The 12,304-nt window shown below is 63.3% G+C and carries 8 protein-coding genes and 1 pseudogene; 3 read left to right on the top strand and 6 right to left on the bottom strand.

The annotated features are described in order from the left end of the window. Position 1: 1 nt before the first annotated feature. Both NEI07_RS15570 and NEI07_RS15565 read right to left on the bottom strand, forming a co-directional pair. Entirely contained in the window at positions 2-709 is a 708-nt protein-coding gene (locus NEI07_RS15570) for a ribonuclease T2 family protein (protein ID WP_256035788.1), read from the bottom strand. Positions 710-734: 25 nt separating this feature from the next. Further along, the gene (locus NEI07_RS15565) at positions 735-1,163 is read right to left on the bottom strand and encodes a hypothetical protein (protein WP_256035787.1); all 429 of its coding nucleotides are present in this window, start codon (positions 1,161-1,163) and stop codon (positions 735-737) included. A gap of 220 nt (positions 1,164-1,383) precedes the next feature. Between NEI07_RS15565 and NEI07_RS15560 the strand changes: the two genes are divergently transcribed. Both NEI07_RS15560 and NEI07_RS15555 read left to right on the top strand, forming a co-directional pair. Next, the gene (locus tag NEI07_RS15560) at positions 1,384-2,655 is read left to right on the top strand and encodes an SGNH/GDSL hydrolase family protein (RefSeq protein ID WP_256035785.1); all 1,272 of its coding nucleotides are present in this window, start codon (positions 1,384-1,386) and stop codon (positions 2,653-2,655) included. Between the two features lie 81 nt (positions 2,656-2,736). After that, on the top strand, positions 2,737-3,465 hold the full coding sequence (locus NEI07_RS15555; protein WP_256035783.1) for a L,D-transpeptidase: 729 nt from the start codon (positions 2,737-2,739) through the stop codon (positions 3,463-3,465). A gap of 55 nt (positions 3,466-3,520) precedes the next feature. Here the strand turns inward: NEI07_RS15555 and NEI07_RS15550 are convergent, their stop codons facing one another. From NEI07_RS15550 to gltB, 4 genes are all read right to left on the bottom strand, one after another. Beyond that, positions 3,521-3,730 carry a hypothetical protein gene (locus tag NEI07_RS15550; protein ID WP_256035782.1) on the bottom strand — a complete coding sequence of 70 codons (210 nt, stop codon included), beginning with the start codon at positions 3,728-3,730 and terminating at the stop codon, positions 3,521-3,523. Positions 3,731-3,736: 6 nt separating this feature from the next. Next, entirely contained in the window at positions 3,737-5,155 is a 1,419-nt protein-coding gene (locus NEI07_RS15545) for a glutamate synthase subunit beta (RefSeq protein WP_256035847.1), read from the bottom strand. A gap of 211 nt (positions 5,156-5,366) precedes the next feature. Next, positions 5,367-6,572 (bottom strand): GGDEF domain-containing protein, encoded by a 1,206-nt coding sequence (locus NEI07_RS15540; RefSeq protein WP_256035781.1) that lies wholly within the window; start codon positions 6,570-6,572, stop codon positions 5,367-5,369. Between the two features lie 137 nt (positions 6,573-6,709). Next, the gene (gltB, locus tag NEI07_RS15535; RefSeq protein ID WP_256035780.1) at positions 6,710-11,404 is read right to left on the bottom strand and encodes a glutamate synthase large subunit; all 4,695 of its coding nucleotides are present in this window, start codon (positions 11,402-11,404) and stop codon (positions 6,710-6,712) included. A 412-nt stretch (positions 11,405-11,816) separates the two neighbouring features. On the opposite strand from gltB, the pseudogene NEI07_RS15530 reads away from it, so the two are divergent. After that, positions 11,817-12,304: pseudogene (locus NEI07_RS15530) on the top strand (hypothetical protein); the annotation flags it as partial.

The raw sequence follows: 12,304 nt of genomic DNA, 5'->3' as shown, positions 1-12,304 counted from the left end.
GCTACAACGGCGCGGGCGCGCTGATTTCGCGAACGTGGCATCCGCGCTGCGCAACGGCGGGACAGGCGCGAAACTCGCGCAGGTCCTTGGACAGGCAGATGCGCACGCCGTCCATAACGCCCCGTCGGCACGACACCGCCATCATGCCGGGCCCCAGCCGTGGATTGGCTTCGTAGAAGGCGCGCTCGACGTCGATCGGCGTAAAGGTCTGGTCGCGCGCGGGTTTGACGAAAAGCGACGGGATGGCCACGGCCGCATGGGCGCGCGCCACATCGGCGAAATAGTCGCTCGGGCTTTTGCCGCTGCAGACTCCATGCTTGCGCCACTCGTAGCGCGCCAGCCGCTCGTCGGGAAACAAGCCTGCCGCTTTTTCGAGCGCGACGCGTGATGGAGAGCGCGCGCCCGGACATTCGCTCGGGACGCCGCTTTCATATTGCGGCCAGAGCCCGTGAACGACGAAGCCGAGTCCCTTCCCCGGCTCGCACTGGTCGCGCGCGCCCTCGACGCTTTCGCAGAAGCCGGGCGACCAGCTGAGCGCCAGCACGTAAAAGTCGAAATCGCGCGCCGCGCCGGCCCGCGAGGCTGCGCGATTGGCGCAATCCTCCGCCGTGCAGTCGCCTTCTTTCGCGATAGCGCCGAAAAATCCGCCGGGCGCCACCGCGCCGACCAGTAACGCCCATACGGCGCAAAGAACAAAAACTCTTCTCATTTCAAACGACTCTGCAAATAGGACGCTAAGGCCCTGCGGCTCGACAATTAGGACTGAAGGCGTGATTACGGTCGAGCCCGACGACGCACCATGTCACGCCAGGTCCTGCGCCGATGAAGCCCAAGGATTCTCCGATATTATAGACGACCTCGCGTCTCACGCCGTCGTTAAAAAGCGCCAAGGCGCGACAATAGCGACGAGGAATATAGCTCAGGCCATTGTTGCGGGCGCCGATGTCCTCGACGCCGTCAAAGGCCACAATGACCAGCGGCGAATTCCAGAACCAGGCTTCTCTTGCAGCAAAACCCTTGACGACTTCGTTGAGAATCGTCGGATCGATGCAGGCGGGCATCAGTCCTGAGTAAGGCAGAATTCGAAATTCCGCCGGCGGGTTTTCCTCGCGCGCGGGCTGGGCGGCCGCCGCAGCCGCGGAAAGCGCGAAAAGCGCGGTCACGGCGGCTCGCGTCCAAACTCCGCCAGACCCCCGGTTGCGGCGCCGCATCTCGCTTCTCCTAAATCCCGCCCAGTTGCCGACGATTGACGCCAAAACCGCTCCATGCGTCAAGGCTATGCGCCACACAATTAAGCGAAGAATCGCAACCAGGATGCCAAGGCGTCCGGGACGCGCTATAATGGCCTCCATGTCTAGGAACGTACGGACCCTGCGCCGCGTTATGGCGCTCTTCCTTGGCGCATTGCTGACGAGCGCGGCGCCCAGCGCGTCCTTCGCGCAGGACCCCTTTACGGAATTCTTTGGCGGCATATTTGGCGGCCATCCGCAGCATGGTTGGGGGCCTCGCGGCGAGCCGAGGGTGCGACGGATCATGCCGCACCGCGAGAATCGCGCGCCGACATACTGGCACGGCCAGACGGACAATGCCCGCCGCGCGGCGAAGCGTGACGGCGCCACGGACCAGAACACGACCGTCACCCAGTCGACGTTCGTTGTCGCGACGATCGGCGACACTCTGGGACTGCTTCTCGCAAACGGCCTGAAAGACGGATTTTCGGATCGCCCAGACGTCGCCATCCTTCGAAAAGGCCGGGAAAGCAGCGGTCTCGTACGCGAAGACTTCTTCGATTGGCCCAAGGCGGCGAAAGAGATCGCCGCCGATCCACAGAAGGTCAATGTCGCCGTCGTCATGCTCGGCAGCAATGACCGTCAAGCGATCCAGCAGGGCCAAGAGTCAATCGAGCCGCTGTCGCCGCGCTGGCGCGAAATCTACGCAGCGCGGGTCGACGCGGTGATTGCGGCTTTCAAGGAAAAGAATATTCCGGTCATTTGGGTCGGTCTGCCGGTCATGAAGAACGAGCGCCTGTCCGCCGACATGGCGCAGCTCAATGAAATCTTCAAAGCGCGCGCGGCCCACGCCAATATTCCCTATGTCGATCTCTGGGACGCGATGACCGACGAACATGGGCAGTACAGCGCTTTCGGGCCGGACATCAACGGCCAGATTGTCAAGCTGCGCTCCGCGGACGGCGTGCACTTCACCGAGGCCGGCGCGCGCAGCGTCGCCCATTTCGTCGAAGGCGAGATCAAGAAATATTACGACGCCTCTCGCCAACAGGCTCCAGTCTCTGACGCGCCAGGGACGCCGCAACCTGAGGCGGCGGGCGCGACTCCGCCACAGCAGCCAGTGGCTGCGGCGCCAGCGGACGGTCAGCCGATCGTATTCCGCTCGCCCGTGGGCGGGCCGTCGGCGGCGCCGAGCTTGCCCGAACGACCTGCCGTCGGGCCGACGCAGCAATTGACGGGCGCCGGAGCGGCGACAGAACTCGCGAGGCGAACCCCGGCCGCCAAAGCGGCGGCGGACGCAGGCACGCCCGCGCAGGCGCTCGCGCGACATGTTTTTGTCCAGGGCGGCGACCAGAATCCACGCAGCAATCGCGCCGACGACTACAGCTGGCGCCCGGCGGCAAACGCGCCTTCTCAGCCGCGTTAACGATTGTGCGTTTGCGCACGGAACGCTTTTCGGTGGTTCTGCATTCTCTCTGTACGACAGAGAAATTGTGGAGCCGCCGTCATGTCCCGCCGTCAATTCAACGCCTGCCGCTTTCTGAAGGTCGCCGCCGTCGCCGCGTTCGCGGGACTTTCGTCGTCCGCCGTCAACGCTCAGGAAAACTCCTTCATGGCGCTGTTTGATCCGTCGGCGGGCGCGCAGGAAATGACCGCGTCCTACGATGACGCTCGTGAGCAGCAAGCCTATTACGGCGGCCAGGATCAGCAGGCTAATTACGCCGCGCAGGACCCGCAGGCCTATTACGGCGATCAAGAAGACGCGCGGCTCGCGCGCGAATATCCGACCACGACGCGCGAGATCGTGCAGGATCCGACCAATGAGCGTCCTGGCACCATCACCGTCGACACGAACAATCGCTATCTCTATCTGTCGCTGCCGAACGGACAGGCCGTGCGCTATGGCGTCGGCGTCGGCCGCGAGGGCTTCACCTGGAAAGGCCGGACGCATATCGGCCGCAAGGAAGCCTGGCCGGATTGGACGCCGCCGGCGGCGATGTTGAAGCGCCGTCCCGATCTGCCGCGCCATATGGTTGGCGGCGAGGACAACCCGCTGGGCGCCCGCGCGATGTATCTTTTCTCGGGCAACCGCGACACGATGTTCCGCATCCACGGCTCGAACGAGCCCTGGACGATCGGACAGGCGGTCTCGTCGGGCTGCATCCGCATGCTGAACAACGACGTGACCGATCTGTTCAGCCGCGTGAAGGTGGGCGCCCCGGTCGTCGTGCTGTAAGCCGGCTCTCTGTCAAACGAAAGGCCCCGATTGCCGGGGCCTTTTTATTTTGCGCCTATTCGAGCGCGCAACTGAACACGAGGTTGGTGAGCGCCGAAAAGATCACTTGAGTGGCGACCCAAAAGCCGATCAGCGACCAGGCGAGCTTGTATTTCTCGCGGCCATAAAAGAAGGCCCCTATGAGCGGCACGATAAGAAAGTAAAATTGCCAGGGCGTGCTGACGAAGGTGTCACAATACCAGAGATTTAGCTTTTCACTGACCATTTACTCTCACCTTGGCAGATTGGTTTCGCCCATCAGGAATTCGTCCACCGAGTGGGCGCATTGGCGTCCCTCGCGAATGGCCCAGACGACGAGCGATTGTCCGCGCCGCATGTCTCCGCAGGCGAAGATCTTCTCGCGAGACGCCCGATAGGCGCGCGTGTCCGCCGCGACATTGCCGCGCGAATCGAGATCGACCCCGAGCGTTTCGAGCAAGCCTTCCCGCACCGGCGACACAAAGCCCATCGCAAGCAGCACCAGATCGGCCCTAAGCTTGAAGTCGCTTCCGGGCTCCTCCTGCATTTTTCCGTCGACGCGCACGCAGCGCAGCGCCTTCACCGCGCCTTCGGCGCCCTCGAATTCGCGCGTCAGCACCGAAAATTCGCGCGACGAACCCTCGTCGTGGGAGGAAGAGGTGCGCAGCTTCAGCGGCCAATCGGGCCACGTCAGCAGCTTGTTCTCCTTCTCGGGGGGAAGCGGCATGATTTCGAGCTGGGTGACCGAAAGCGCGCCCTGCCGCACCGAGGTGCCGATGCAGTCCGAGCCGGTGTCGCCGCCGCCGATGACCACGACATGTTTGCCGGTGGCCAGGATCGGCTCGTTGGTCGAGAGCGGCTCGCCCGAGACCCGGCGGTTTTGCTGCGGCAGAAAATCCATGGCGAAGTGAACCCCGCGCAATTCGCGGCCGGGGATCGACAAATCGCGCGGCTGTTCGGCGCCGCCGGCGAGGACAACGGCGTCATGGCCTGAGACCAGATCGGCGGCGGACAGATCGACGCCGACATGAACGCCGCAGTGAAACACCGCCCCTTCCGCCTCCATCTGCTGGACCCGACGGTCGATGAGGTGCTTCTCCATCTTGAAGTCGGGAATGCCGTAGCGCAGCAAGCCGCCAGCCTTGGCTTGCTTTTCATAGACATGCACGTCATGGCCGGCGCGCGCGAGCTGCTGCGCCGCCGCAAGTCCCGCCGGTCCGGAGCCGACAATGGCGATCTTCTTGCCCGTTTTGCGCTTGGGCGGCTCGGGAACGACCCAGCCCTGCTCGAATCCGCGGTCGATGATCGCGCATTCGATGGTCTTGATAGTGATCGGCTGGTCCTGGAGATTCAGCGTGCACGAGGCTTCGCAGGGCGCCGGACAGACGCGGCCGGTGAACTCCGGGAAGTTGTTGGTGGAATGGAGATTGACGAGCGCCCGCCGCCATTCGCCGTGGTAGACGAGGTCATTCCAGTCGGGAATCTGATTGTTGACCGGGCAGCCATTGTGACAAAATGGAATGCCGCAATCCATGCAGCGCGAGGCTTGGCTGCGCGTGGTCTCGTCCGACAACGGAATGACGAATTCGCGATAATGGCGAATGCGGTCGGCCGCCGGCTTATATTTGCGGTCATGCCGGTCGATCTCGAGAAACCCCGTCACCTTACCCATCTTGTCGCGCACCTCTCGCGCCGCGCGTCGCGGCGGCAACGGCAATTCTCATCGGCGCGGCAGTCTCGCGTGGAAAAGCCAATTCGCTTTCCCGAGCGCCCTGAGCTGTCGCAATCTTGGATGTTTTCTAAACGCTTTCGAGGGGTCGCCGTCAAGCCGCGAAGCTTCCGCGTCATGCGCTGACGGTCGCCAGCATCCACTCCAGCATCCACTATTGAGTGCTGGGGCGCATGCCTTGCGCCGCCGGCGCGATGCGGCGAGACTGATCCTCCTTAACGAGGGTGTGCAGCAATTTCACCTGCCGCTGAGCCTTCGCCTCATAAAGCGCTTCATCGGCCACCGCGAGAAGCGCCTCCGCGTCCGCGCCATGTTCCTTCACCAGAGCTATGCCGACGCTTACGCCGATCGTCGCGTGAACACCGTCGCCGAGGTCGTAAGGCGCCGATATGGAGTTCGTCAGCCGGTGACTCAGCTCCGCAGCCTGCTCGCTCGTCAAACCCTTGGCGAGCACCACGAATTCGTCGCCGCCAATCCGCGCCGCCACGTCGGTCGCGCGCAAGGACTGCCGGAGGCGCTCCGCGACCGATTTGAGCAGCCTGTCTCCGGCGGCGTGTCCGTACGTGTCGTTGACGGCTTTGAAGTTGTCGAGGTCAAGAAAAAGGACAGCCAATTCGCCGCCCTGAATCGGCGCGTCTTTCAGATTCGCGTCGACGGCGGCGGCGAGCCCGACACGGTTCGACAGGCCGGTGAGCGCATCATGCTTGGCGCGATGGTCGTTCACGCGTTCGGCCTGCATCGTCGCAATAAGCATCCTATTTAGGCTATAGGCGGCGGCGATCATGGCGGCGAGATAGAAGGGAATCTGAAGGAAAACAAGATAAAGCAACGGTTCGCCAGAGAGCGCAGCGCCGGGCAGAAACGGGCCGAGGCTCGTCAGGATCATCGCGCCGGCGAGACGCGGCGCGCCAAAATTGCGAAATCCGATGCCGCCGACCATGGCGGACCCGGAGAGACACGCGAGCGTCGCGGCAACCCAGTCGCCGCTCGCCAGGCTTATAAAGGCGCCGTAGCCGACGCCGCTGCTCCAGAAAAGCTGCAGCAGGAGATAAAGATCGGTCGGCGTCTGGCGATGCTCGAGCGCGGCGCGACGCGAGACGCTCAGGACGATCAGACGCACGGCGCCGAGCACGATTTCAAAGACGAACCAAGCAACGAAAGGGAGCGTCTGCTCGCGCGCGGCAATCGCTCCCGCCACGACAATCGTATTGATGACGCCGCCAAAGAAGACTGGCAGGGTTCCGAACAACCCGCCAATCAACGCCGTCTGGATATCGTGGGTCGCGCCATGTCCAGGGTTCACGAGCCAGCGCATCGCAGGCCAGCGCGGCAAGCTGTAAACTCTAGAGTCCTCTTGCATTAGGCTTCCTGGCCGCCGTCAAGGAAAAACCGCCGAGTTTAAAGCAAGTTAGCCCGACTCCCTCTCTTTAACAATCACTACCGCCAAAGGCAAAGGCAAAGGTTACGCACGAGCATTCCGCTCGTCGGTCGCCCAGGTCACTCGCCGGCGGCTTTCAGCTGTTGCGGCTGCTTTCTGCGCGCGTTGATTTCATTGAGCGCGCGCCGATACTCGACCGGCATCACCTTACGGAACTTGCCCACGTAGTTTGGCCAATCCGCCAGAATGTCGCGCGCCCGCGTCGAGCCGGTGTAGCGCAGGTGATTGGCGATCAGCTGACGCAGCCGCTCGGCGTCGAAGCGCGTCATATCGCTCATCACGTCGACGCGGCCATGGCCTTCCAGATCGCCGGACTGGTGATAGGTCTCGGTCATGACGGCCTCCTCGTCGCGCACCGGCTCAAGGTCGACCATCGCGAGATTGCAACGCGTCGAGAACGCGTCGTCCTCGTCAAGGACATAGGCGATGCCGCCCGACATGCCGGCCGCGAAGTTGCGGCCGGTCTGCCCAAGAACCACCACGACGCCGCCCGTCATATATTCGCAGCCGTGATCGCCAACGCCCTCGACGACGGCGAGCGCGCCCGAATTTCTCACGGCGAAGCGTTCGCCGGCGACGCCGCGGAAATAGCACTCGCCGGCGATGGCGCCATAGAGAACGGTGTTGCCGACAATAATCGAATTCGAGGGGTCGATCTGCCCGGCGTCGCGCGAGGGATAGATGATCAGCTTGCCGCCCGAGAGGCCCTTGCCCACATAGTCGTTGGCTTCGCCTTCCAGACGCAGCGTCACGCCGCGCGCGACAAACGCCCCAAAGCTCTGGCCCGCGGTGCCCGTCGCACGAATGTCGATCGTGTCCTCGGGCAGTCCCGCATGGCCATAGATGCGCGCGACCTCGCCGGAGAGCATCGCGCCCGTGGCGCGATCGACGTTGCGGATCGGCGTTTCGATGGAAACCTTCGCGCCGCGATCGAGCGCCGCGCGCGCTTCGGCGATGAGCTTGTTGTCGAGGACCTTATCCAGTCCGTGATCCTGCGTCTTGCTATGACGGATCGCTCCGCCTTCTCCCTGCGGCTTGAAGAACAGCTTGGAGAAATCGAGACCGCGCGCCTTCCAATGCGCAATAGCCTTCTCCTTGTCGAGCATTTGCATCTGCCCGATCATTTCGTCGAAGCGGCGATAACCCATGGAGGCCATGAGTTCGCGGGCTTCTTCGGCGACGAAGAAGAAGAAGTTGATGACATGTTCCGGCAAGCCGACGAAGCGCTTGCGCAGAACGGGATCCTGAGTCGCGACGCCGACGGGACAAGTGTTGAGATGGCACTTGCGCATCATGATGCAGCCCGCCGCGATGAGCGGCGCCGTCGCGAAGCCGAACTCGTCGGCCCCGAGCAACGCCCCGATCACCACGTCGCGCCCGGTGCGCAACCCGCCGTCGACCTGCACGGCGATGCGCGAACGCAGATTGTTCAGCACGAGCGTTTGATGCGTTTCGGCGAGCCCGATTTCCCAGGGCGAGCCCGCGTGCTTGATCGACGTCAGCGGCGAAGCGCCGGTGCCGCCCTCGAAGCCGGAGATCGTCACATGATCGGCGCGGCCCTTGGAGACGCCGGCGGCGACCGTGCCGACGCCGACTTCCGAAACGAGCTTCACCGACACGGCGGCGCGCGGATTGGCGTTCTTTAAGTCGAAGATGAGCTGCGCCAAATCCTCGATCGAATAGATGTCGTGATGCGGCGGCGGCGAGATCAGGCCGACGCCGGGCGTCGAATGGCGCACCTTGGCGATGACCGCGTCGACCTTGTCGCCGGGCAGCTGGCCGCCTTCGCCGGGCTTTGCCCCCTGCGCCATCTTGATCTGAATCATGTCCGCGTTGACGAGATATTCCGTCGTCACGCCGAAGCGGCCGGACGCCACCTGCTTAATGGCGCTGCGCATTGAATCGCCGTTCGGCAGCGGCTTGAATCGATCCGCTTCTTCGCCGCCCTCGCCGGTATTGGATCTGCCGCCGATGCGATTCATGGCGATGGCGAGCGTCGTATGCGCTTCGCGCGAGATGGAGCCAAACGACATCGCGCCTGTCGAGAAGCGCTTGACGATCTCGTTTGCCGGCTCGACCTCGTCGAGCGGAATCGGCTTACGGCCGTCCTCCTCGGCGCCTTTGACGCGGAACAGCCCGCGCAGATTGAGAAGCCTCTCGTCCTGCTCATTCAGGAGCTTGGCGAATGCGCGATATTTGTCTTGCGCATTGCCGCGCACTGCATGCTGCAGCAGCGACACGGTTTGCGGCGTCCAGCTGTGCGCTTCGCCTCTGATGCGGTAGGCGTAATCGCCGCCGATGTCGAGCGCCTCCTTGTAGACGGGCGCGTCGCTGAAGGCGAGGCGATGGCGACGCACGGTCTCGCGCGCGATCTCTTCGAGCCCGACGCCTTCGATGCGCGTCGTCGTGCCGGTGAAGAATTCATCGACGAAGCTTTGCGCAAGACCGACGGCGTCGAAGATCTGCGCGCCGCAATACGACTGATACGTTGAGATGCCCATCTTGGACATCACCTTGAGAATACCCTTGTCGATCGCCTTGATGAAGCGCTTGACGGCCGTCGGACCATCGACGTCGGAGGGAAACTCCTCAGCGGAGGCGATGAGCGTCTCAAACGCTAGATAGGGGTTGATCGCCTCGGCGCCGTAGCCCGCGAGGCAGCAGAAATGATGCACCTCCCGCGCCTCGCCGGTCTCGACGACGAGGCCGACGGACGTGCGCAGCCCTCTGCGGATCAGATGATGATGCACCGCCGCGGTCGCGAGCAGCGCCGGAATCGGGATACGGTCCGGCCCGACCATGCGGTCCGAGAGGATGATGATGTTGTAGCGGCCGCTGACCGCCTCCTCGGCGCGTTGACATAGCCGCTTGATCGCGGCGTGCATGCCTTCGGCGCCCTTTGCGGCGTCGTAAGTGACGTCGATCGTCTTGGTGTCGAAACTATCCTCGACCGTGCCGATCCAGCGGATCTTTTCGAGATCCTCGCTCGTCAAGATCGGCTGGCGCACTTCGAGGCGCTTCTTGTTCGCCGAGCCTTCGTGGTCGAGAATGTTGGGCCGCGGACCGATGAAGGACACGAGGCTCATGACCAACTCTTCGCGGATCGGATCAATCGGCGGATTGGTCACCTGCGCGAAGTTCTGCTTGAAATAGGTGTAGAGCAGCTTCTCCTTGTCGGAGAGCGGCGACACGGGCGTGTCCGTGCCCATCGAGCCTATCGCCTCCTGACCTGTGACGGCCATTGGAAAAAGCAATAGATCGAGATCTTCCTGCGTGTAGCCGAAGGCCTGTTGACGATCGAGCATCGACACGTCCCATCGCGCGGGACGCGTATCGACGGGCTTCAGATCCTCGAGCTGAATTTGCGTGCGCGCCAGCCACTCCTGGTATGGATGAGAGTTCGACAGCTCCTTCTTGATCTCGTCGTCGGAAATGATGCGTCCCTGCTCCAGATCGACAAGCAGCATCTTGCCGGGCTGGAGACGCCACTTGGTGACGATCTTTTCTTCAGGAATCGGCAACACGCCCATTTCTGAAGCCATGACGACGAGTCCGTCGTCGGTGACGAGATAGCGCGCAGGCCGCAGCCCGTTCCGGTCGAGCGTCGCGCCGATCTGGAGCCCGTCGGTGAAGGCCATGGCGGCGGGGCCGTCCCACGGCTCCATCAGCGCCGCGTGATGCTCGTAGAAAGCCCTGCGGTCGGCGTCCATCAGCGGGTTGCCGGCCCAGGCTTCCGGAATCAGCATCATCACCGCATGCGCGAGCGAATAGCCGCCGCGCACAAGGAATTCGAGCGCGTTGTCGAAGCAGGCGGTGTCGGACTGACCCTCATAGGAGATGGGCCACAGCTTGCTGATCCCGTCGCCAAACAGCGGCGAGGAGACCGACGCCTGGCGCGCCGCCATCCAGTTCAGATTGCCGCGCAGCGTATTGATTTCGCCGTTATGCGCGACGAAGCGATAGGGATGCGCAAGCCGCCAGGAGGGGAAGGTGTTCGTCGCGAAGCGCTGATGCACGAGCGCCAGCGCCGAGATAAAACGCTCGTCCTTGAGATCGAGGAAATATTCGCCGAGCTGCGAGACGAGCACCATGCCCTTGTAGACGATGGTGCGCGACGAAACCGAAACGGCGTAAAACTCCCGTCCGCCATTGCCGAGCCGGTAAATTTCGTTCGAGGCCGCTTTGCGCGCAAGATAGATGCGCCGCTCAAAGATGTCGGCGTCAGCGACATTCGGCCCCCGTCCGATGAAGATTTGCGCGTGATGCGGCTCGACGGCCTTCACCGCCTCGCCGAGATCGCTCGAGTCGACGGGAAGATCGCGCCAACCAAGAACGACGAGCCCCTCTTCTTCGATCGACTGGTCGATGATGGCGCGCGCGCGCGCGCGCGTCTCGGGATCGCGCGGCAAGAAAAACTGACCGATGGCGTAATCGCCCGGGCCGGGAAGCTCTATGCCGAGCTTCGCGCACTCCGCTTTAAAGAACTCATGGGGGATCTGAAGCAGGATGCCGCAGCCGTCGCCGAGCTTGGGATCAGCGCCGACGGCGCCGCGGTGATCGAGATTGAGCAAAATCTGCAAGCCCATCTTGACGATGGCGTGCGACTTCTCGTTGCGCATGTTGGCGACGAAGCCCACCCCGCAGGAATCATGCTCCTTGGCGGGATCGTAAAGCCCTTGCGCCTGCGGAAGAGCGGGGTCGCGGCCGAGCGGCTGCGGTCCCGCTTCAGCGAAGTGCTCGGCGGCTTTCGTCATTTCGGCGTCTCCTCGACAGGACCGCGCGCCTTTTCCTGCGCCCTCCCGCCCGCTCATCGAACCATAAAACTGTCGTGGGCGTGACCTAAATCGTCACGCGGCCCGACTCTCGCATTGTGTCCTCGTCTCGCAACAGACGCGAGGCAAGTGACGCGCCACCCTTGCGAGCCCCACTCATTTACGTTGGCCGCGGCGCGTGTCGAGCGGCGACCGTGAAATGAAACGGAGCTTTCCAAAAGCGACCGCCGCCTTAAGGTCAGCAACGCTGACATATCTGCGGGCTAAGTTACTGCCAGATTTGCGCCGAAGTGACAAGCAATCGCTTGGGCTTTGGGCGCTCGGCGGTCCAATGCTCGCCGCAATGTTATCAGACCATCCGCGCGGCCGAGAGGGCTTGGATAGGGAAGAAACAATGCGGTCATTCAATGGGAAAGCGGTTTTGCCGTTCGCGTTGGCGCTGGCGGCGAGCGCCGCCGTTCCGCAGGACGCCGTCGCGCAGTTTTTCTTTCGGCCGTTCGCCAACGTCTTCCGCTCTCGAATTCCCGACGAGGGTCCGCCGGCCTACGCCTCCCGTCCCGCCGTCGCTTCGATCCTCGGGCGCACCGGCTTTCAATTGGTCGGACCGCTCGGTCGCCGAGGCGATCAGATCGTCGCGACGGGCGTCAGTCGCCGCGAGGGCGAGATGCGCTTTATCATCGACCCCTACGAGGGCCGTATTTTGCGCGCGGTGAGACTTGGACCTCCGCCGGCGTATGATCGAGGACCCCGCTACGGCGGCGATTACGGACCTTCTGGCGGCGATGCTTATGTGGGGCCGCCGGGCGCCGCGGGTTCCGGACCGGTCGGTCCCGGGGCGGTTGGCCCCGGCCCGGCCGCTCGCGGCTTTGACAATGGCCGCTA

This window comes from Methylocystis suflitae (assembly GCF_024448135.1).
Lineage (GTDB): Bacteria > Pseudomonadota > Alphaproteobacteria > Rhizobiales > Beijerinckiaceae > Methylocystis > Methylocystis suflitae.
This window is presented reverse-complemented; position numbering and strand designations above follow the sequence as displayed.

Bases quoted from the DNA above. Each gene is read 5' to 3' on its own strand.
- NEI07_RS15570 (WP_256035788.1), bottom strand. From the start codon at position 709: ATGAGAAGAGTTTTTGTTCTTTGCGCCGTATGGGCGTTACTGGTCGGC.
- NEI07_RS15560 (WP_256035785.1), top strand. From the start codon at position 1,384: ATGGCGCTCTTCCTTGGCGCATTGCTGACGAGCGCGGCGCCCAGCGCG.
- NEI07_RS15555 (WP_256035783.1), top strand. From the start codon at position 2,737: ATGTCCCGCCGTCAATTCAACGCCTGCCGCTTTCTGAAGGTCGCCGCC.
- NEI07_RS15550 (WP_256035782.1), bottom strand. From the start codon at position 3,730: ATGGTCAGTGAAAAGCTAAATCTCTGGTATTGTGACACCTTCGTCAGC.
- NEI07_RS15545 (WP_256035847.1), bottom strand. From the start codon at position 5,155: ATGGGTAAGGTGACGGGGTTTCTCGAGATCGACCGGCATGACCGCAAA.
- NEI07_RS15540 (WP_256035781.1), bottom strand. From the start codon at position 6,572: ATGCAAGAGGACTCTAGAGTTTACAGCTTGCCGCGCTGGCCTGCGATG.
- gltB (WP_256035780.1), bottom strand. From the start codon at position 11,404: ATGACGAAAGCCGCCGAGCACTTCGCTGAAGCGGGACCGCAGCCGCTC.